The 22,030-nt window shown below is 35.0% G+C and carries 21 protein-coding genes; 6 read left to right on the forward strand and 15 right to left on the reverse strand.

The window, feature by feature from the left end; translation table 11 throughout:
* The first annotated feature begins 23 nt into the window (after positions 1-23).
* From NG806_RS15450 to NG806_RS15460, 3 genes are all read left to right on the forward strand, one after another.
* On the forward strand, positions 24-401 hold the full coding sequence (locus NG806_RS15450) for a DUF3127 domain-containing protein (RefSeq protein ID WP_214829716.1): 378 nt from the start codon (positions 24-26) through the stop codon (positions 399-401).
* Positions 402-463: 62 nt separating this feature from the next.
* A complete protein-coding gene (aat, locus tag NG806_RS15455; RefSeq protein WP_214829718.1) occupies positions 464-1,105 on the forward strand; it encodes a leucyl/phenylalanyl-tRNA--protein transferase in 642 nt (213 codons plus the stop codon).
* Complete coding sequence (locus NG806_RS15460; protein WP_214829720.1) at positions 1,105-1,989, forward strand: DMT family transporter; 885 nt, start codon at positions 1,105-1,107, stop codon at positions 1,987-1,989. Before aat ends, NG806_RS15460 begins: the two co-directional genes overlap by 1 nt.
* 48 nt (positions 1,990-2,037) lie before the next feature.
* On the opposite strand, the gene NG806_RS15465 is transcribed toward NG806_RS15460, so the two are convergent.
* The 7 genes from NG806_RS15465 to NG806_RS15495 form a co-directional block, all read right to left on the reverse strand.
* Positions 2,038-3,417: a tetratricopeptide repeat protein gene (locus NG806_RS15465; RefSeq protein WP_214829722.1), complete on the reverse strand. Its 1,380-nt coding sequence runs from the start codon at positions 3,415-3,417 to the stop codon at positions 2,038-2,040.
* A 207-nt stretch (positions 3,418-3,624) separates the two neighbouring features.
* Positions 3,625-4,593: a quinone oxidoreductase family protein gene (locus NG806_RS15470; protein ID WP_261510490.1), complete on the reverse strand. Its 969-nt coding sequence runs from the start codon at positions 4,591-4,593 to the stop codon at positions 3,625-3,627.
* A 73-nt stretch (positions 4,594-4,666) separates the two neighbouring features.
* Positions 4,667-5,242 (reverse strand): Crp/Fnr family transcriptional regulator, encoded by a 576-nt coding sequence (locus NG806_RS15475; RefSeq protein ID WP_261510492.1) that lies wholly within the window; start codon positions 5,240-5,242, stop codon positions 4,667-4,669.
* Between the two features lie 50 nt (positions 5,243-5,292).
* Positions 5,293-6,675, reverse strand: a complete 1,383-nt coding sequence (gene glmM, locus NG806_RS15480; RefSeq protein WP_261510493.1) for a phosphoglucosamine mutase — start codon at positions 6,673-6,675, stop codon at positions 5,293-5,295.
* 242 nt (positions 6,676-6,917) lie between these two features.
* Complete coding sequence (gene feoB, locus NG806_RS15485; RefSeq protein ID WP_261510494.1) at positions 6,918-8,951, reverse strand: ferrous iron transport protein B; 2,034 nt, start codon at positions 8,949-8,951, stop codon at positions 6,918-6,920.
* Positions 8,951-9,223, reverse strand: a complete 273-nt coding sequence (locus tag NG806_RS15490; RefSeq protein ID WP_214829738.1) for a FeoA family protein — start codon at positions 9,221-9,223, stop codon at positions 8,951-8,953. The genes feoB and NG806_RS15490 overlap by 1 nt, the downstream gene beginning before the upstream one ends.
* Before the next feature lie 117 nt (positions 9,224-9,340).
* Positions 9,341-10,246: a GLPGLI family protein gene (locus NG806_RS15495; protein WP_214829740.1), complete on the reverse strand. Its 906-nt coding sequence runs from the start codon at positions 10,244-10,246 to the stop codon at positions 9,341-9,343.
* Positions 10,247-10,492: 246 nt separating this feature from the next.
* Here NG806_RS15495 and NG806_RS15500 point away from each other — a divergent pair, with 246 nt between their 5' ends.
* Positions 10,493-10,987 (forward strand): DinB family protein, encoded by a 495-nt coding sequence (locus tag NG806_RS15500; protein ID WP_214829743.1) that lies wholly within the window; start codon positions 10,493-10,495, stop codon positions 10,985-10,987.
* Positions 10,988-11,051: 64 nt separating this feature from the next.
* Here NG806_RS15500 and NG806_RS15505 read toward each other — a convergent pair whose 3' ends face one another.
* A complete protein-coding gene (locus NG806_RS15505) occupies positions 11,052-13,799 on the reverse strand; it encodes a carboxypeptidase-like regulatory domain-containing protein (protein ID WP_214829746.1) in 2,748 nt (915 codons plus the stop codon).
* Between the two features lie 330 nt (positions 13,800-14,129).
* On the opposite strand from NG806_RS15505, the gene NG806_RS15510 reads away from it, so the two are divergent.
* Positions 14,130-15,011 carry a cupin-like domain-containing protein gene (locus tag NG806_RS15510; protein WP_214829749.1) on the forward strand — a complete coding sequence of 294 codons (882 nt, stop codon included), beginning with the start codon at positions 14,130-14,132 and terminating at the stop codon, positions 15,009-15,011.
* 387 nt (positions 15,012-15,398) lie between these two features.
* On the forward strand, positions 15,399-16,280 hold the full coding sequence (locus NG806_RS15515; RefSeq protein ID WP_214829752.1) for a cupin-like domain-containing protein: 882 nt from the start codon (positions 15,399-15,401) through the stop codon (positions 16,278-16,280).
* A gap of 37 nt (positions 16,281-16,317) precedes the next feature.
* On the opposite strand, the gene NG806_RS15520 is transcribed toward NG806_RS15515, so the two are convergent.
* The 7 genes from NG806_RS15520 to NG806_RS15550 all read right to left on the reverse strand — a co-directional run bounded on the left by NG806_RS15520 (position 16,318) and on the right by NG806_RS15550 (position 22,009).
* Positions 16,318-18,042 (reverse strand): M14 family metallopeptidase, encoded by a 1,725-nt coding sequence (locus NG806_RS15520; RefSeq protein WP_261510498.1) that lies wholly within the window; start codon positions 18,040-18,042, stop codon positions 16,318-16,320.
* Positions 18,043-18,174: 132 nt separating this feature from the next.
* The gene (locus tag NG806_RS15525) at positions 18,175-18,903 is read right to left on the reverse strand and encodes a metallophosphoesterase family protein (RefSeq protein WP_261510499.1); all 729 of its coding nucleotides are present in this window, start codon (positions 18,901-18,903) and stop codon (positions 18,175-18,177) included.
* 3 nt (positions 18,904-18,906) lie between these two features.
* Positions 18,907-19,449, reverse strand: a complete 543-nt coding sequence (locus tag NG806_RS15530; RefSeq protein ID WP_261510500.1) for an RNA 2'-phosphotransferase — start codon at positions 19,447-19,449, stop codon at positions 18,907-18,909.
* A gap of 29 nt (positions 19,450-19,478) precedes the next feature.
* Complete coding sequence (locus NG806_RS15535; protein WP_261510502.1) at positions 19,479-20,399, reverse strand: ADP-ribosylglycohydrolase family protein; 921 nt, start codon at positions 20,397-20,399, stop codon at positions 19,479-19,481.
* The gene (locus NG806_RS15540) at positions 20,399-21,085 is read right to left on the reverse strand and encodes an SIR2 family NAD-dependent protein deacylase (protein WP_261510503.1); all 687 of its coding nucleotides are present in this window, start codon (positions 21,083-21,085) and stop codon (positions 20,399-20,401) included. The genes NG806_RS15535 and NG806_RS15540 overlap by 1 nt, the downstream gene beginning before the upstream one ends.
* A complete protein-coding gene (locus NG806_RS15545; protein WP_261510504.1) occupies positions 21,082-21,603 on the reverse strand; it encodes an O-acetyl-ADP-ribose deacetylase in 522 nt (173 codons plus the stop codon). The genes NG806_RS15540 and NG806_RS15545 overlap by 4 nt, the downstream gene beginning before the upstream one ends.
* Entirely contained in the window at positions 21,587-22,009 is a 423-nt protein-coding gene (locus tag NG806_RS15550) for an ADP-ribosylation/crystallin J1 (protein WP_261510506.1), read from the reverse strand. Before NG806_RS15550 ends, NG806_RS15545 begins: the two co-directional genes overlap by 17 nt.
* Positions 22,010-22,030: the final 21 nt, after the last annotated feature.

Here is a 22,030-nt window from a genome sequence, read left to right on the forward strand (position 1 = left end):
TTACATCGTTAATTATATACGATATGGAATTACAAGGAACGGTAAAGAAACTTTTTGATGCTCAGACATTTGCGAGTGGATTTCAAAAGAGAGAAATGGTTATTTTAACTCAGGAACAGTATCCACAGCCGATAAACATAGAGTTTTTGTCTGATAAGATCAGTTTATTAGATAACCTTAAAGAAGGAGAAAATGTAAAGGTGGGAATCAACATCAGAGGAAGAGAATGGACGTCTCCACAAGGGGAAACTAAATATTTCAACTCTATTACAGGTTGGAAAATAGAAAAAGTAATGGATAATGGATCTGAGCCAACTCAGGCTAGTCCATCACAATCTGCTTCTCCGGTTTCAAATGAGAATCCATTTGCAGGAGATGAGGATGATGATTTACCTTTTTAATTAAGATACAACGATTAAAAATACAAAATCCTGCTTTTTAAGTGGGATTTTTTTTCCTCAACATGGTTCGATTAGACAAAAACGAGATTTCATTTCCTGATCCGGAACTTTATGACGGGCATGAAGGAGTTATAGCTTTTGGGGGTGATCTATCAGTAGACAGGATTTGGTTTGCTTATCAGTTGGGCATTTTTCCCTGGTACAATCCCGGGGAAGAGATTCTTTGGTGGAGTCCTGATCCGCGTTTTGTTTTATTTCCTAATGAATTAAAGGTTTCCAAATCGATGCGGAAAATACTCAACAGGGGTGTTTTCACATTTACTGAAAACAAGGATTTCAGGGGCGTGATCAAAAACTGCCAGGAAATAAGCAGAAGTGGCCAGTCGGGTACCTGGCTTTCTGACGAACTCATGGAATCGTTTATTAAACTTCACGAATATGGATTAGCAAAAAGCATCGAGGTGTGGAAAGATGAAGAATTGGTGGGTGGTTTTTATGGTCTTCAGATCGGGAATGTCTTTTGTGGCGAGAGCATGTTTGCGAAAGTAAGCAATGCTTCTAAAGCCGGTTTTATTCATTTTGTAGAAACCTACAAAGATCAGCTGGACCTCGTAGACTGCCAGTCTCATACCGAGCATCTGGAAAGTCTGGGAGCAAGGATGATTCCTAAAAAACAATTTTTACACCACTTACACAAAAAATAATGAAAGCAGAAAAAGAGAAATGGATTCTTTTAATTGTACTCACCCTTATTTGGGGATCCTCTTTTATTTTAATAAAAAAATCTTTAGAACATTATAATCCCTATCAGGTAGGAGCCCTTCGGGTTCTTATTGCAGGAATTATATTACTTCCGGTCGCGATTTCCAAATATAAATTATTCCCGAAAAAACACTTGAAGTGGCTTATTTTAGCCGCGATCACCGGAAATTTCATTCCGATGTTCCTCTTCCCTATTGCGGAAACAGAAGTGAGCAGCAGTATTGCCGGGATCATAAATTCCATGATGCCTATTTTCGTGATTATTGTAGGCGCGCTGATCTGGAAGTTCGACACGACAAAACAACAGATTATTGGCGTCTGTATTAGCTTCGCAGGAGTTTGTCTGCTGGCTTTCGGAGGTGATGACGAAGGAAAGTTTAAACTCATTCCTATCTTATTGCTTCTATTGGCCACCTTATGTTATGCAATAAGCACAACGACGGTGAAATCCAAACTTATGGAATTGTCTTCCGTTATTTTATCATCATTCGTATTCTCTTTCGTATTGTTTTTCCCTTCTATAATTGCTTTGGCGCTAACCGGATTCTTTTCGGAATTTAGTTTTTCAGAAGATAACATGATGGGTCTTATGTTTGTAGGATTACTTTCCGTATTCGGAACTGGTCTGGCTATGACGATGAATTACAGACTACTGAAAGTATCTTCTCCTCTTTTTGCCTCTACGGTAACTTTATTGATGCCTATTGTTGCGATCATCTGGGGAATTTTAGATGGCGAATCTTTAACCTTTTTACAATTTGTAGGTGCAGCCATCATTATTGGAGGCCTGATCTTTTTAAGAACGAAACCCACTATAAAAAAATAAATCCTGCATTACTGCAGGATTTTTATTTAAATAATCATTTACTGATTGTTAATTCTTTTTCTTCACTTTAGCTTTAGCCTTTTTAACCCCATCTTTTATAAAAGGATATTTTTTCTGCATATCCTGAACAAGAGTTGAGTCCAAGTCTAACGCCTGTTGAAGCGATTCAATTCCTTTTTCCTGTTCTCTCAGGTTGAAATAACAGTTGCTTAGCTGATAATACAATTCTGCTCTGTTGTGATTTTCTATTGCTTTATATAAAATCGTAACCGCTTCTTCATACTCACCCAAAAGCATTAATACTTCTGAATATGCATACCAATTGTAAAACCTTGAAGGCTCAGAAGCGACCAGTTTCTTTAAGCAAGAAAGGCTTTCTTCAAACTTTCCTGAATCGATGAACAAAAATGCCAATCTTTTCTGATAATCAAGATTGCTGTCGTTCAGGTGAGTTGCTTCTTTTGCAAAATGCAGTGCTTCTGCCATTCCGCCCATCTCTTCATATAAGTACGACTGCTCCATCATAGAAAGATAGAACTGAGGATCTTCTCTCAATGACTTCTGAAAAGAATTTAATGCCACGATCGGCTGTTTCAATGCTTTATAGCACAATCCGATTTTATAATAAGTAAATGCTTTCGTATATTCCAATTCAAGCATTTCCTCATAAACCTCGATTGCTTTCTTATATTGCCCTAAAGCCTCATAACAAGCAGACTTATTAGCATACACTCCCACAGAAGATGAATTGATCGCTAAAAGGTAATCAAACCCTTTGATCGCCTCCTCATAATTCTTTCTGTTGAAATAGAATTGTCCGTATTCATACCAAGCGGTCTCAGAATAAGAAAATTCATCTAAATATTCATTCAAAAAGGCAATAGCCTCCTCACTCTTTTTTAAATCATTAAAGCAGATCATACAGTTCTCCAACGCATATTCATCCGTTGGGTCTTCTTTCAATGCTTTTTTATAATGTATAAGAGCGTTGAAAGGATCTCCCAGGTTTACATATTCATCCGCAATAAAATTGTGAAGGAAGTTTTCTTCTTCTTTCAATTCTAATGCTTTTTTACAAATATCGATAGCCCTTCTAGGATTTCCCAAATTCGAATAATACTTGGCGTAACAAACTAAAAAGTCCGTGTGCTCCATGGATGAAGCCTTTAACTCGTCAATTAGTTCTTTTGCCGTATTATAATCTTCCCACTCCAACAGAACTTCAAGCTTTTTGATCTTGATGTCTAGTGAATTAGGATGAAGCTTTAGGCCATAAGTAACAGCATTATCTGCATAGTTAAAATCGCCCAGCTCCAGATAATAAACAATAATGTCTTCCAGTTCTTCTGTATCGAAATAGAATTCATCATTATTTTCAATCATTTCTTCGAACTTTTTTACAAGTTCATTTCCAAAATATTCTTCCAATATAGTGTCTACTCAGTCAGCCAATGCCCGAATTTTCTTGCGAACCTCGGCAAACTTATTTAATTAATATACTACTTCTGAAATTGTTATTCAAAATTACTGCAAATTTGCGACTTTTTTTGAATTATGTTTTCGTAATTTTCTATCCTAAAGATAGTAAAAAGAAGAATATAATAAAAGAAATGTGGATAAAAAGAGGGATTCACATTAAATTAATACGACTAACCTTTTTCTGTTAGGAATTTCATTTTCCCAAATTGCTTTAATGTCTTTTAAATCAACGTTTTCCGTTTCCATTTTCAATTTTCCATCTGCTGCTGCCTGAAACATTTCGGGAATAATCTCTGTGAGTAATAATCTAAATTCCTCCGGAGACCAGCTTCCCAAACCGGAACCCGAAATCTGCAGGTCAGTACCCCTCAGGATTTGTGACGATAACTGAATGGTATCTCCACTCATTCCCCCTACAGAAACCAGCCTTGTTTTATGAGAAAAATTTCCATCTCCTTTTATGGCTGATAAAAGAAGCTCAACAGAATGCCCCCAGATATAATCCAGAACAACATCGATAGGAGTCTGATGATGGATATCTTTTATTCTTTGCTTAAAATCTTCATCATCCAATTTTAAAGAGATCACCTCATCGGCTCCCAATTCATGTAGAGATTTCAGCGCGTCTTCATTTCTTCCTGTAACAATTATTTTTTTGGCTCCGTATAATTTCGCCACCTGAACGGCAATTTTACCTGTTACTCCTGTAGCCCCGTTAATAAGAACTGTTTCCCCTTCTTTTAACTGTGTTTTAAATTTCAGTCCCATTGCTGATCCCATTACTGCATTGGGTAATGCTGAGGCTATTGAAAAGTCTAATCCCTCGGGAACAGGAACGATCATTTTTTTGTCGGCTACTGCTTTTTCGGCTACGGTTCCTTTTTTACTGAAGAAATAGACTTTAGATCCGTCTTCCAATAATCCGGCGCCATCACTTCCGACAACAGTAGGTTTATGTTCCTCATTTGCCGTTGAATAATGTTTTCCGCTTGCCCTTGCTCTGTCGAGATGTTTGATAGACGCTGCTTTTACATAAATCAACTGTTCATTATCCTGAACTTCAGGATCAGGGAAATCTGCATATTGAGGAATTTCTCCTTTTTCAAATACTATTGCTGCTTTCATTCTATTTAATTTTTATACAAAATTATTCCTAAAGCGACTCGTTGTGCAATAACATTTGTTATCAGTTAAGCTCTTATTTTTCTTTCAGGATCTTACTTTTTATTCTGCTGAGATGCACCGTGGTAATTCCAAGATAAGATGCAATATAATGCTGAGGGGCTCTTTTGATGATCCCTGGCTTTTCCCTTGTAAGATTGAGGTATCGTTGTTGTGGACTGTCTTTAATAAATGAAAAAAAATGTTTCATATAATCAAAAGTCCGCTCAAAAATGGAATCCATAAACCGGTCTCTTAATTGAGGATCTTCATAGATCTCAGCTAAAATTTTATCAACAGTAGGCTTGTCTATTTTCCACAACACACAGGGTTCAATCGTTTCAAAAGAAACCATACTTGGCAATCCTTTTCTAAAGCTTTCCAGGGATGAAAACATGGTATTTTCCATAAAAAACTGGAATGTGATATCTTTTCCATCATTATTATACCAGGCCCGCGCCATTCCTTTTTCTACATAATAAGCATGTAAAGACACTTCATCTTCTTTCAAAAGGATTGTTTTTGCGGGAACTTCTATTCGTTTGAATTCTTTCACAAATTCTGCACATTTGGCTTTTGGAAAAGGAAATCTGTTTTTGAGGTGCTCAAACATTTTTTAAGTATAAAAAAAGAACGGAACATAATGCCCCGTTCTTGTTATTTTTAAATCAAACTATTTATTTTTGCGATGATCTCATCTGCCAGCTGATCTGCTTCTTCCTGAGATTTAGCTTCAGTATATATTCTGATAATAGGTTCTGTATTCGATTTACGAAGGTGCACCCAATTATTTTCAAAATCTATTTTTACGCCATCTATCGTAGAAACCTCTTCATTCTGATATTCCTTTTCCATTTTTGCTAAAATATCATCTACATTGATTTCAGGAGTCAGTTCAATTTTCTTTTTACCCATAAAATAACTTGGATAACCAGCTCTTAATTCTGAAACGGTCTTATTTTCTTTAGCTAAATAGGTAAGGAAAAGGGCTACACCAACCAATGAATCTCTTCCGTAATGCAAGTCAGGATAAATGATCCCTCCGTTTCCTTCACCTCCGATTACTGCATTTTTCTCTTTCATTAAGGTAACCACGTTTACCTCTCCTACAGCACTTGCGAAATATTCTGAATGATGATTTTGAGCGATATCTCTCAAAGCACGGCTTGAAGAAAGGTTTGAAATAGCCACCCCATTTTTATTCTTTAATAAATAATCTGCGATAGCTACCAGGGTATATTCTTCCCCGAACATTTCTCCTTTCTCATCGATCAGTGCCAATCTGTCTACATCCGGATCTACAACAACTCCGAAGTCAGCATTTTCTTTCTTCACCAATTCGCAGATATCTCCTAAATGCTCTTTTAATGGTTCAGGATTGTGAGGAAATTGTCCGTTGGGCTCACAGTATAGTTTTACCGTTTCACACCCTAGCTTGTCAAGCAACATTGGAATAGCAATTCCTCCTGTTGAGTTTACGGCGTCTAAAACAACTTTGAATTTTTTAGCTTTAATCGCTTCTACATCTACCATTGGTAAATCAAGGATCTGCTGAATATGAATATCAAAAGCATCATCTCTTGTTTCATATTTTCCTAAATCATCTACTTCTGCAAAATTGAAATCTTCGCTTTCAGCGATAGCCAACATTTCTGCTCCATTCTCACCACTGATGAATTCTCCTTTTTCGTTAAGTAATTTAAGCGCGTTCCACTGTTTTGGATTGTGAGAAGCGGTAAGGATAATCCCTCCGTCTGCCTTCAGTTCAGGCACCATGATTTCAACCGTAGGCGTTGTAGAAAGTCCAAGATCAACAACATTAATTCCTAAACCTTGTAATGTAGCCGTTACCAGAGAAGAAACCATTCCACCGGAAATTCTGGCGTCTCTTCCTATAACAAGCGTTAAATCTTTTTTGTTTTTATTATTCTGAAGCCAAGTTCCGAATGCTGAAGCGAACTTTACCACATCAAGTGGTGTTAGGTTATCATTCACTTTTCCTCCGATCGTTCCTCGGATTCCTGAAATACTTTTAATTAATGACATTGTGGGTCTTTTGTAAGTTTAAATTCTATTTAATATTTTGCTTAAGGCAAAGCAAAATTAGAAATTATTTACATGATTTGCATGACAAATTTATGAACAACCGCAATCTTTGTCACAACCCCCGCCTTTAGAATTGAATTTTTTAGGGGCAAAGTTCTTCCTGATCACTCTAAATAAAGAGTAGCAGGCAAATCCCACGATTAATATTACGATTATGTATTGAAAAATTAATGAAGAGTTCATTATTTTAAAATTTGATAAATAAACATTGACACAAAGTATGCCAAACCGGTCATCATTACCACCTGAAAGCCAGTCCATTTCCAGCTTTTGGTTTCTCTGTAAACTACTGCAAGTGTAGAAACACACTGCATTGCAAATGCGTAAAACATAAGTACGGATATTCCTGTTGCAAAATTAAACACTTTCTCCCCATTTGGTTTTACATCATGTCTCATTTTATCTATTACTTTCATTTCAGGAGCATCATCATCCAAACTGTATAAAGTAGACATTGTTCCCACGAAAACTTCTCTGGCAACAAAACTGGTTATAATTCCAACGCCCATTTTCCAGTCATATCCCAATGGGGCAATTGCCGGCTCTATCGCTTTACCCATCTTTGCAAGATAGGAATGATCTAATTTTACATCAGTAGCGACCATCTGATTGGATTTTTGTGATGGGCCGAAATAACTTAAAAACCAAATAATGATACTCACAATAAAGATTATTTTCCCGGCTCCGGTGATAAAATCCCAAACTTTTCCTAACACCATTTTAAAGTCGTATCCGAAAAGTGGTTTTTTATAGGTTGGTAAATCCATTACCAGATAGGTCTTCCCTTTATCTTTAATAAATCTTTTAAGAATAGCAGCAGAAAATAAAGCAACAAGGAAACCTAATAAATACATTCCCATTAAAACAAGTGCCTTATATTTTATTCCTAAAAAGCTTTTGTCTGAAATGACCAATCCAATGATGATACTGTAAACAGGAAGTCTGGCAGAACAAGTCATAAATGGTGTTACCAAAATGGTTAACAATCTTTCCTTTACGTTTTCAATATTTCGGGTTGAGATCACTGCAGGAATAGCACAGGCTGTTCCCGAAACCAGCGGCACTATACTTTTTCCATTTAATCCAAAAGGACGTAAGAACCTATCCATCAGGAAAATAACCCTTGCCATATATCCTGAATCTTCCAATAAATATAAGAAGTAAAGTAAAATACCAATTTGTGGCGCAAAAACCATAATCCCTCCCAATCCAGGAATAATTCCGTTTGACACTAAAGAATTAACTGGACCATCAGGAAGATGTTCGCCTGTAAATGCAGATAGCCATGAAAAGAAACTTTCAATCCAGTTCATAGGAAATTCTGCCAGAAAGAAAACGCTCTGGAATATGATTAGTAAGATAAACATAAAAACGACATATCCCCAGAATTTATGAACCAGAACCTTATCGAGTTTTTCCGTCAATAATTCTTTGAACTGAGGTTTTTTAGTGATAACATTTGCTAAAACCTTATCTATATTTTGATATCTTCTTACGGTTTCCTGAACCTGTAATCTTTTTGGAACTAAACTTTTAGCATCTGCTCCATTAAGCAAATCATGTATTGATTCTATTTTTCCAAGCCCTGGACCAGAAGATATACTCATCCATGCTTTATACTCATTATCAAAACCTTTGTGAGCCTTAATTTGAGAAATAAAATCTTTATGTTCGTTAGGTGTTTCAAAAGAAATGTGATCTCTTTTTTGAAAATCACTGTTGAAAACAGCTTCTCTTATTTCATCAATACCAATCTGCTCTTTGGCATTGGTCTGGATAATTTTAATATTTAAAGCTTCTGAAAATTGTTTGATATCAATATTTATCCCTCTTCTCTCTGCCTGGTCAATCTGATTAACCACCAAAATCATGGGAATTCCCAGATCCTGGATCTGTTGGAAAAGAAGAAGTCCTCTTTTTAAACTTAGTGCTTCAAGAATATAAACTACTCCTGCATAATTCTTCTGTTCATCGATCAGAAATTTAGAAAAAATAGCCTCATCCTCGGAGCTTGGGTAAATACTGTAAGAACCTGGTAGATCAATTACCTCAACCTCTTCATCTTTATACCTGTAGTTCCCGGAATAACTAGCTACAGTAACACCCGCATAATTTCCTGTTTTCTGCTTTTTATTGCAGAGTGTGTTGAAAACCGTAGATTTTCCCACATTAGGATTTCCTACTAAAAGGATCTGTTTTTTCGTATTTTCCTGCATTAATCCAAATCTTGTACAATGATATAATCTCCTTCTTCCTCTCTAAGAGCAATCCGGCTTTTCTCCTCTCCAAATTCAACATACATGGGACCATTAAACGGAGCCTGATACAAAATCCTAAAAACAGTTTCCGGTAAAAGTCCCATTTCTATAATTTTGTTCGGCATCTTTAGATGGTCATTATCATAGTCCAGTATTTTCCCCATTTTATTCTTAGGAAAACCGCTTAATTTATGTAGATCCTTCTCTTTCAAAGCCTGCTTTTTGTACATGCAAATGTACGCTATTTAAATTTAATCTAAATAACCTTTGGTTTAAAAAAAATAAACCCAAATGCTTAAAAAACATTTGGGTTCACTTGATAAAATATAATTTAGTTAGTTGAATGTCTATTTTTTCTTCTTGTCTGCTACCTCAACTTTTTCAATTGGGTTATCGTTGGCATTAAAGAATTCTTTGTATTGCTTTTCCTGCTTTTTCATCATATCTCCAAGTGTTCCGTCCATTCCTGGTATCGTCTTGGAAAGCATTTCCTGAGTCATCATAGGTCTCATGGTAGCAAAAGGATCCTTCTTAAAATCATTGTATGTTTTTTCAAACTTCTCTCTTGTCAGTTCATTTACTTTTCCTCCTTTCGCCTGCATTAGATTTTCAACATATGAATACTCTGTATAATCTTTTACTTTTTTATTTCCTTGAAGAACCCAAGAATAATCTTTAGCATCATCTTCTATTTTAACAATTAGTCCCGGAAGACCAGAAAACTTATAAGGTCCGTCCTGGAAGGGTAGATCAGTACTGAACCACGCCGTCCATTTTCTTCCTCCAAACTCTGTAGTCGCCTTTTGAGTGTTATATGCTCCTATCTTTTGTTTCTCATTCTGAATGTTCCAGTTAAATTTCGGTTCTTCATTATAGCCGATATTACTTGGTGTAAATCCACTGGCAATTTTATCCACATACTGAACTTTCATGCTCGGGTATGATTTATAGATCCTTGCTGAAAGTTTTGGCTGCTTAATCGTTTTTGAAAGGTCTTTCATCACGCCTGCCTTCTGCATTGCTTCTATTTCTATTTTCAGAATAGAATCCTGGGCGATGATCGTGTAATCTTGGTATATAGATCTGTTTTTGTCTGTAATATCCAATATAGTGACCACCTTATCAATTTTTGTAGAATCCTTTTTAGGTTTAAAGGTAAGTTCGTAAAAGAAACGGTTTGCAGTTTCTTTAGATTCCTGAGCATTTGCAACAGCAAAAAGAGCAATTAAAAATACTGAGAAGAGCTTTTTCATTGTAATAATGTTTACTTATTAGTTACCATTTCTATGAAAATGTTACAGTTTTTTTTGGTTTTAATCATAACACTTTCATTTTGAGTTAATTGAAAAAAAGTTTTCAAGCCTATTTGACAACACGCTAAGATTGATTTCAATATTGTTCTTGCTTCTTTATTTTGTTTTTTTAAAAGATTATTATTCTCTTAAAATGATATTCATACTAAAAGCTTTAACTTTAAATACCTAAAAACAAAAATTAATATGGACACCTTATCTCAATTAAAATCAGAACTCGATAACGAGTATCAGACGACCAGAAAGTTCTTCGACATTTATCCTGATGACAAAAATGATTTCGCTCCTCATGAAAAGAGCATGAAAATGAAACCTCTAGCCAATCACCTTGCCGACATTTTTGAATGGCCGAATACGATGCTGAAAACATCAGAACTGGATTTTGGCACCGCTGAGTATCCTACATTATCTTCTACAAAAGAAGATCTGTTGAAAAAATTAGATGACAACTTTAAATCAGGTATTGATGCATTAGAAAATGCAAAAGAAGAAGAGCTAGATTCCACCTGGGCTTTGAAAAACAACGGTCATGAATTGGCAAAGTGGACGAAGTATGCGTCAATCCGTCATAGTTTAAATCAAATAACCCATCACAGAGCACAACTTGGAGTGTATTACAGACTCAATGACATTCCATTACCTGGAAGTTATGGGCCATCTGCGGATGTACAGAGTTTTTAAAAATATTTTTAAATAAAAAAACCAATCTCTCGGGATTGGTTTTTTTTCTGTTTATTTTAGTTTATTATTTGAAGTTGAATTTTACGGTAAACATGACCTGACTTGGACGGAGCTGAACTCTAGTGTAAGCAATGCTGTTAGTTGTTGCATTAATATTATAAGTTTCAAAAACCTTTCTATTCGCTATATTTAACCATTTCAGCTCAAAATCAATCTTCTTCTTGGCCCAGGTAAATTGGTAAGTTAAATCATAAAAAGCATTATGGTATTTTTGAGTTCCGTCACTCGTATTTACCTGATCCCAGTTAAATCCAATTGTGTGGTTTTCTATAGGATAAAAGAACAATCCTAAATTATGATTGAATCCCTCATTTATCCCCAGTCTCCCTCCATTATTTAACCCTATATTTTCTTGTTTATTTCTAGACAAATTAAGGTTGTAATCTACACTCATCCAGCTAAAATAAGTGTTATTGAGTTTAAATCCGTAGGTCTGTGTATTGTTTTTATTTTGAAATTGATTTTCATTTAAAAAGGCGTCTGATTTAGCAACTGTATTACCATAGCTAATCGAAGCATTTGTTTTAAATTTTGGGAAGTATTTACCTACTTCAACACTAAATGCATTGTTTTTTGCATGATTTTCCTGTTCAATAAATTGCATTAATGTAAAACCTGTTGTTGGATCTAGGATAGGTGAAGAAAGTAAATTTTTCTTACTATCACTCAGTCTATAATTAAGGTTAAAGAATAGATTGTTCAGTGGATTTCTGTATTCAATTCGTGCTCCTGCCGATTTTGTATTCGTTTGTGGAATAGGATTGTTAGGACTCATTACGTTAAATCCTCCCGGACTGGTTAAAATATATCCTGCATATGCAGAGTTTACATCACCAAAATTATTACTGATATTTACATTTGCACTTGCTTTCCAAAAAGAAGCAAACGTATATTGTGCAAAAATATTAGGAGTAAAAGTCGTTTTATTTAACGATTTAGAAACACCTCTCAATCCATCTTCTGCCTTAATGTTATTTAAATTCACAGGAAAATTGGCAAATAAGCTCCAAGAATCAGATTTATAATTCACCCCGACTGAAGCTTTAGGTGTAATTTCTGTAAACCTTAAACTATTTTCATAAATAGGATCATTAAAATTAGGAGGAAGGTCATTTGGTATATCCGGATTTGGTATAGCAACCCCGCTAAAATTAGTATTTAGTTTATCTGTAGAAAAATCAATCCCAACTTCTGGTGTAAACGTCCAGCCTTTTGTTGAAAAGCTAATATTAGCAGAATGAGAAGTATCAAGCGTTTTAATTCTCATATTTTGTATTGCTCTACTACCTGGAGCAAAATTAATAGTTGTAATTGAATCAACAGCCGGATTTCTGTAAGGAAATTGTAAATAATTGGCTGGAGTTATTTCCAAGGTTTGCCTATCATCTTGGTAATTAATATATGATTTAAGATTAACCATTTTCTCCTTCCATGGGATAATTGTACTTAAAGAGTTTTGGAAAGAGGATGTCGGAGACTCTATTCCTTCATTTCCTAATCTTCCTCCTCTTGTTGCAACGGCTCTATCTGCATTCCAAAATTGACTAAAGCTGGTTGTATTTTTGAAAAATCCTTTTTTAGCATTTTTTGTAAAAATTAATTCTCCCTTTATTTTATCTGTATAATAATTATTTTTTGTACTTGTTACAACAGTAGATAAAACATTATTATCCGGAGAAAAATATTTGGTTTCTACATTATCTTCTCTTTCCACTGCATTATTTGTATAGTTTGCATTGGCCTTTAGTTCCCATTCTTTTTTCTTGTCAATATTGGTCAAATAATTAGCTGATAAATAATGCACATTATTCATTAAGTATCTTTTTACTGGTAAATTTGGTGTGGTTGCATTCTCAACATTCAACCAATCGTTTTGAGCTGCATTAATTCGTCGTCCCTCCCAACTATTTCCAAAGGCCAGAATATTTCCTTCATTTTCTACCTGCTCGCCCATGTTATTGGTTTTATAATTAACAACCCATTGGCTTTTCTGTCCAAAGAACATCGGTGTTAACTTCACATTCCACAGCCATGGATCTCCAAAACCGGTTCCGACTTCACCTCTACCTGTCATGGTAACCGAATTTTTTAGCTTAATATTAATGGCAGCCTGATCTGAAGGTACTTTGTCCTGAAGTATTTTTACGGGTTGGTGATTCTCAAGAACTTCAACTTTCTGCACCGCATCTTTTGGCAGTGAGTTGTTAATGGTTCCATAGCCACCTTCCATAAGGTCTTTTCCATTAACATAGAATTTATTGATGGCATTTCCCTGATAAAGAATCGTTCCATCCGTATTCACTTCAATACCCGGGATCTTTTTCATCACGTCAGCAAGTGTTCTGTCACTTTTACTATCGAAAGCCTTAAGGTCATAGGCAATCGTGTCTCCTCTTGAGGTGATCATTTTGGTTTTAAGCTGGACTTCTTTGATTTCTGTCGCTTCGGACTCCATTTTAAAACTTAAAGTCTGATCGCTGTTGCTTATTTGTTTCGTTAGCGGTTTTTGATTAAATGCCTTTACTTTCAGATCTACATTGGATTCAGCTGAAGTAAAGCTTACTTTATATTCTCCTTTTGAGTTGGTAATTCCATACGCTAAAATGGCATCTTTTCCAGGTTCTTCAACTGTTACACTTGCGCTTGGAATAGGAACACCATCTTCATCTGTGATCTTTCCGGTAACTGATTTCTGTGCATAGGTAAGTACAGAGAGAAAAATCATCAGAAACAAAGTAATATTCTTTTTCATATTCTAGTTATTTGCTTAATTAGTTACTGTTGTGTGTTTTTTGTTACATATGTATAGAGATGCATTTTAGAGGAATAAGTTAAACCGCTGCATTTCACTATGTTTTTAGTGATAATTTTTTTCGAAATTTTTCCTTTTCCAGATTTTACACTCAATTTGTTTCAGTATGAACAGATTATTTTTAGATTATTACTTACATCTTCATTTAATATTTATAGTTTTGTTTATTTCGACTAAATAAAACTGCGATAAGAGTTATAGATTAATAAAATCTTAAATGTTTTATTGTAAATATTTTATTAATAATTTTGTAACATAAAATTTATAAGAATGGGAGTCATTTTAAAGCCTATTGATATTGTAGACGACATCACCAAAGAGGAGTTCTTTGAAAAATATCTAAAGCCAAGAAGGCCAGTCGTTATTAAAAATATGGCAAAAAAATGGCCAGCTTATCAAAAATGGACGATGGAGTACATAAAAGAAGTAGTAGGAGATGTCGAAGTTCCTTTATATGATAGTTCAAAGGCTGATCCTTCCGCTCCTATAAATACACCTACCACAAGAATGAAGTTCGTTGATTATATTGATCTTATCCAAAGAGAACCAACTGATCTGAGGATCTTCTTTTTTGATCCGATAAAATTTGCGAATAAATTACTGGAAGATTATATTTCTCCAAAAGATTTAATGGGTGGGTTCCTCGATAAATACCCTTCGATGTTTTTCGGAGGAAAAGGTTCTGTTACATTTTTGCATTATGATATAGACTTACCTCATATTTTTCATACCCACTTCAATGGGCGGAAGCATGTGATCCTTTTTGAAAATAAGTGGAAAGAAAGATTATATAAGATTCCTTATACAACCTACGCACTGGAAGATTATGATATTGAAAATCCTGATTTCGAAAAGTTCCCTGCCCTGAATGGTATCGAAGGAATTGAATGTTTCCTTGAGCATGGTGACACCCTGTTTATGCCTACCGGATGGTGGCACTGGATGAAATATCTGGATGGAAGTTTCTCACTTTCTCTTAGAGCATGGGATAAATCCTGGGCTGTGAAAGCACATTCTATATGGAATCTTACTGTTCAGCGTAAATTTGACGATGTCATGAAAGTCAATTTCAAGAAAAAATATATGGACTGGAAGGAAAAGAAAGCTGTTAAAATAGCAGAAAGTGCATTAAAAAATAACTTACCAAAGTAACAACGATCCAAAATAACAGGCGTACAGTTTTTCTAAAATTGTACGCTTTTTTTTGCGATATATTGATTGATAAAACAATCTCCCTGAAACTTGAGTTTGTCAATTTAATCCCTTTTATAAAAGCAAAACTCTTTATTTGTAAATTCTCATTAAATCTTGCAAATAAATAGCTATAATGCATAAATGTTGAATATTTCTCACATGCCAGAGTTTTTATCACACTGCTATTATCCTTATCCTACTACCTTATCGAAGTCATAAGCTCTTTTCATTATTTTTGTTTAGTCTAAATATCGAAAACTGTGATTTGAATCATAGATTAAAAAAAACTTAAACTCACCATCATATTTATTTATTTAATAATTTTGTAACATAAAATTTATAAGAATGGGAGTTATTCTAAAACCTATAGATGTTGTCGACGATATTTCTAAAGAAGATTTCTTCGAAAAATACCTGAGACCCAGAAAACCGGTTGTCATAAAGAACATGGCAAAAAAATGGCCAGCTTACCAAAAATGGACGATGGAATATGTAAAGGAAGTGGTAGGAGATGTTGTTGTTCCTTTATATGATAGTGCCAAAGCCGATCCCGCAGCTCCGATCAATGCTCCTACTACAGAAATGAAGTTTGCTGATTATATAGACCTGATTCAGAGAGAACCAACAGACTTGAGAATTTTCTTTTTTGATCCTATAAAACGTGCTAATAAATTATTGGACGATTATATTTCCCCAAAAGAATTGATGGGCGGATTTCTCGATAAATATCCTTCTATGTTTTTTGGAGGTAAAGGTTCAGTAACATTTTTGCATTTTGACATTGATTTAGCGCATATTTTCCATACTCACTTCAATGGAAGAAAACACGTATTGCTTTTTGATTATAAATGGAAAGACAGGTTATACAAACTTCCTTATGCAACTTATGCTCTGGAAGATTATGATATTGAAAACCCTGATTTCAAAAATTTTCCGGCTTTAGATGGCGTAGAAGGGATTGAGTGTTTTCTTGAACATGGTGATACGCTATTTATGCCTACCGGATGGTGGCACTGGATGAAATATCTTGATGGAAGCTTTTCTATTTCTCTAAGAGCATGGGACAAATCCTGGGCCGTGAAAGCGAATTCCCTTTGGAACCTTACCGTTCAAAGGAACTTTGACAATTTCATGAAAGGCCGCTTTAAGAAAAGATACATGGACTGGAAAGAGAAAAAAGCTGTTGAAAGAGCAAATTATGCTTTGAAAAGAGGCTTACCTAAATAATATGAAAAAGGCGTTTCAATTGAAACGCCTTTTATTTTTATAAGATCCTATAGACGGGATATTGTCTGAATGTTTTTTCCTCAAAATAAGGGGAATGTCTATATACCCAGTCCAATTGAGCATCTCCGTCTTCAGCAAATTTCTTGTCTGAAGATTTCTTATCCTCAAAAGCTTTTTTCAGTGTATTATCCTTTTTCAGAAGTTCGGCAGCAGTATCTTCAAAAATATAGGCTGAAAAGTATTCTTTCTGAGCTAAAATGCCATCAAAGAAATTCCAGTTAAAGAAAGAATCTAAAGCTTCGGGTTCTAAAGTCTCAATAATATATTTAACCCCGGGCTGTTGAGTTGGAACAATATAATCACCTGCTGAGAAAGCCTGTTTTTTATCTGATTTATCCACTGTCGTTTCATAGTGCAGATAATGTCCTTCATATGGGTTTTTAACCGTCTTAAAGTCATTGATCTTATACGACTCTACCATCATTATACTGTCTTTCTGAAGTCGTTTCATCTCTATCTTATTTCTTCTAAACTCCTCAATTATGCGGTACTGCGATTGTGGAATCACATAATACTTAGGTATTGTAATATAGCCTGTAGGAACGGCTGTGGTAAACAGTTTTATTTTCTTTGTAAAAGGCTTGTTTCTATCATAATATAACCTTGGTTTTCCTGAAATTTCACTTGGTTTATACTTTCCTTCATATCCCTTAAAATCCATGGTCGAATATTTTGTAGAATCTATCTTCCATCGTATTCCATATTGCTTCCCTGCCTGATATTGTTTTAGGTTTTCAAGACGAAGTTCTTTAATTTTTCTATAATCCTTATCAAGATTCTGAAGATTGACGAGCATATACTTGTAGGTTGCATCCACCCTTTTGTCATAAGGTTTCAGCATATGTGTTTCAGGAACCGTTCCCAAGGAATTAAATAAAGAGGTATATCCTGTAGAATATCTTGGTGAGTCTTCAAAAGAAGCAAATCCAATCTCCGGAACATCCCCATGGATATTGACATATGGTGTACTTTCATATCCTGTTTTCTTTAAATCATCAAGATTTTTAGCCTGATAATCATTGTAAAAATAATTCCCCAGAACATTTCCCAAGCGTTCTTTAAAAGTTGAGATATAGGTAAACGTATACTGATAATCTGCCCCGTTGCTTACGTGATTATCAATGAAAATATCCGGCTTCAGCCATTGATAGATCTCCTGAAAGCTTCTGGCATTTTTAGAATCAGCTTTAATAAAATCCCTGTTGAGATCATAATTTCTGGCATTTCCTCTAAAGCCATATTGTTCAGGACCGTTTTGATTGGCTCTTGAATAAGAACCCCTATTGAGCATTCCACTTATATTATAAGCAGAAATGGCGGCAACAATAAAGTTTTGAGGTGTTTTTATTTTTTTTGTAGCAAGATCGCGCATCAACATCATGGTCGCGTCAATTCCGTCCGGTTCTCCTGGATGAATTCCGTTATTAACAAAGAGAATCGCTTTATCTTTCCTCAGTTTGTCCAGATCTTTTTCAGGAAAAGGATTATAAATGACGACATAAATAGGTTTTCCGTTGTCATCCTCCCCTTTTTTAAGATATTGAATGGTAGGAAATTTCGCCGAAAGACCTTGATAGTACGCATTCATTTCTTCATAAGTAACCGTCTGATTACCATTCCCCTTTTCAAAAGGAGTTTGATAAGACTGTTGAGAAAAAAATAGCGAAGAGCTCAGAAATAATAGGAAATATTTAAGTTTCATGAAGGTATAATTTCAGTTTTTAAAATTACTGAAATTATCTTTTCAAAAAGCTTTGGTTAATCGCAAAGACGCAATCGTTGCATAATAGACTTTTTATTATAGATTAAAAACTTACGCCTTAGTCATTAACAATCAATTCCGTCCTCTTTCATCAGGATATAAGCTTGTAAGCGGATCGCTCTGCCAGAACTCTTTGGTTTCAACATCCATAATAGATAAAGGTCCTGTATAAGCAGCTCCTGTATCTAAATTCCAGATATTCGCTTTATTAAGAGGATAAGTAATTCCCAGTTCTGTAGTTGAAGTATGACCAATAAAAATTTCTTTAAATAAAAGCAGCCTTTTAGGATACAATTCTGAGTTCTTAGTCAGCTTCTTGTCCATTGCTACAGCGGTTTCCCAAAGAGTCCTATCCCAACGATAATTGCTCATATACATTTCTTTTTCTGGACCATGCATTGAAGAATATCCAGCATGAATAAACAAGCGGTTTTGATCATCTACATAATAATTTCTCATTCGCTGGACGAACTCTAAATGCTTTTCCAAATCTTCTAAAGAATAGGTTTCATAGCTTTCAACCGTTTTTCGACCTCCATTGAAAAGCCATGCATCTGCTTTTTCACCAGACAAAAACCAATCTTCACACCAGGCATCATGATTTCCTTTAATGAAAATACAGTCTTGGGTTTTGGAAAGTTCCATTAAAAATTTAATGATTTGAGAAGATTCGCTCCAGCCATCCACATAATCTCCTAGAAAGATCAATTGATCATCAGCAGTTACCTTTGCGCGTTCCAGAACCTGAATTAAGGCTTTAAAGCCACCATGAATATCTCCAATTACTAATGTCCGCTTCACTTTTTACTTTGAAATATATTTAACGTCTACAAAATCAGTTAACCAGACTCCATTATCCGAAAGATAAAATTCAATATTTTCCTTAAACATTTCGCCCGTTCTGATTATCAAAATTACGGGTTTTCCGTGACGCATACCCACTTTTGTGGCCGTTTCTTTATCCGAACTTAAATGAACATGCTGTCTGTTTCTTTTCTCAATTCCTTTTTCTAAAATCGAAGCCATATTTGCTTCTGCCGTTCCGTGATAAAGGAATTCTGGAGGCTGTTGAGAAATCAATGCCAGATCAACATCAATGGAATGTCCCTGATTGGCTCTTATCTTCGTTTTATCTTCATTAAAAGCAAACCTTTTTTTGTTATTGGTTTCAACGACCTCATCTAATTCTCCCAATGTAAAACGCATTCTGTTCCTAGCTGATTTTTCGATCAACTCTCTGACATCTGCCCAGCCATTTTCATCCAGTTTCAGATGAATTGTTTCCGGTTGGTGTCTAAGAATCAGACTTAAGAATTTACTTATTTTTTTGTTTTCTATTTCGTTCATGATTTGTTTTTATTTCATTAGTTTATTCTCTAATTTATTACAAAGCTTTTCAATATCCCCCTCCTTACTAATTCTGAAACCCATTCTTCAGGAATATTTTCAAATCCATAATAAATTCCGGCAATTCCTCCTGTGATAGCTCCAGTTGTATCGGTATCTTCTCCCAGATTAACGGCTCTCAAGACAGCTTCTGAGTAACTTTCTGATTTCATAAAACACCATAAAGATGCCTCTAAACTATGAAGAACATATCCACCAGAACTGATGCTATCCTCTTTATATTCAAAAATATTATTGTTCAAAACTCTATCAAATCTATCCATTTCGTCTTGTGAACAAATTGGATTGTTGTTCAGGAATTGTTTTACTGTCATTTGCATGACTTGATATGCTTCAAATTTTTCCTTTCCTTTCAATATTTCCAATGAAAATTCTAAATAAATAAAGCATGAAATTACTGAACGAATATGAGCATGAGTAATAGAAGAAACTTCCCTTATTACATCGAAACGTTTTTCAATTGGAAAACCCTTTATATAAAACAACAAGGGTAAGATTCTCATTAAAGATCCATTTCCATTATCCCTTTCACTTGTCCCTCCACATAAATAAGTAGTATATCCTTTACTTATTTTATGAATAGCTTGTCGAGTTGCAATTCCAATATCAAAAACTTTTCCGTGAGGAGTCCAGTGTCCATATTTGTACCATTTAACAAAACTCTGTGCTATTCTTTCCTGATCATATCCTTTTGTAAGTTCTTCAGCCAGACAAAGTGTTAACGAACTATCATCGCTCCATGTACCAATTGGTTGGTGATGGGTTCCAAACTCCATCATTTTAATGACAGGTGAATTTTTCAATTGTTCTCTGCTTTTAAACTCCACAGGAACACCTAACGCATCTCCAATACAGACTCCAAAAATTCCTGATTTTACAACATCTTTCATTATGCCATATTTATCAGTTTATCAAACAACAGTTTCATTCCTCTCGTTGCGCTTTCTTTCATAACAACCGCTCTTTGCCCATACCCGAATTCCATTTCATTAGGATTAATTACAATCAATAGACAATCATCTTTGATCTCATGAATTAAACCTGCTGCCGGATACACCTGTAAAGAAGTTCCAATAACGATTAAAATATCTGCATCCTTTACCTTATCTCTTGCCACATTATACAAAGGAACATCTTCTCCAAACCATACGATAAAAGGCCTTAACTGCGCTCCGTCTTCTGCCTTGTCGCCAAGATTAATATCATCTTTCTGTTCGTAAATAAGATTTTTATTATTGCACGAACAGGATTTAAATAATTCTCCATGAATATGAATGATATTGGTTGATCCCGCTCTTTCATGTAAATCATCTATATTTTGAGTAATGATCTGCACATCAAAATACTTTTCTAAATCTGCGACCAATTGGTGAGCCTCGTTAGGTTGTACCTCATGCAGTTGGCGACGTCTCTGATTATAAAATTCCAATACCAAAGCTCTGTCTTTTCTCCACCCTTCGGGGCTTGCTACATCTGTTACATCATGATTTTCCCAGAGACCATCTCCATCTCTGAACGTTTTTATTCCACTTTCGGCACTAATTCCTGCACCGCTTAATATGGTTAGTTTTTTCATTGTTTCTCTTTTAATAGTTTATCATAGATAGTCTCATTCTCTTCATCAAAACAAACAAAAATAATTTTCTCAATCTTTTCCGTGTTGAATTTTTGAACTTCCTGAATAGCAATTTTTGCGGCTAATTCTTTAGGGAAATGATAAATCCCAGTACTGATGTTTGGAAAGGCAATCGTTTTGACATCCAGGCTTTCTGCTAGTTTTAAAGAATTAATATAACAATTCGCTAAAAGCGTCGAGCTTTTTTCTTCATTATTATTCCAAACAGGTCCTACGGTATGAATGACATATTTTGCTGGCAGGTTTCCAGCAGAAGTTACAACCGCTTCACCGGTCTTACATTTCCCCTGTCTGTTTCTGATTTCAATACATTCATCTAATATTTGTTTTCCTCCTGCACGATGAATGGCTCCATCTACACCACCTCCACCAAGTAGAGAAGAATTAGCCGCATTAACGATAGCATCAGCCTGAACTTTTGTAAGGTCTCCTTTTAGTACTTCAATAACTGGTTTCATTTAATTTCAATATTAGTTCTTCTATCTCAGTATTTTCAGATTGGATAAAATCATTGCCAATAAATACCTTTGTTACATTAATTTCTCCAACGATAGCCTGATTAAATTTATCTAATTCTTCTGCCGGTACCCATAATTCATTGTGGTTTTTTGCTCCAACATTTTGAGGTGGATATTTATCTGCTTCACTTTCCACAACATCAAATTGAGTCACAAACCCAAGATAGTTTCCAGATTGATCTCTGGTATTCCATTTTTCAGCTATCTCCGAAGCATAATCTTCATTAAGTACCGGATAGAAGGTAGGTTGCCATTCCAATCTTGGTGGAAAATTTTTATAATCACTTTCAATAATTAAAATCATTTCCTTTTCTCCTACTGGCCTATAAAGTCTTATTGTTTTCATTTTTCTAATTTAATTATGATT

The organism is Chryseobacterium paludis, from assembly GCF_025403485.1.
GTDB lineage: Bacteria > Bacteroidota > Bacteroidia > Flavobacteriales > Weeksellaceae > Chryseobacterium > Chryseobacterium paludis.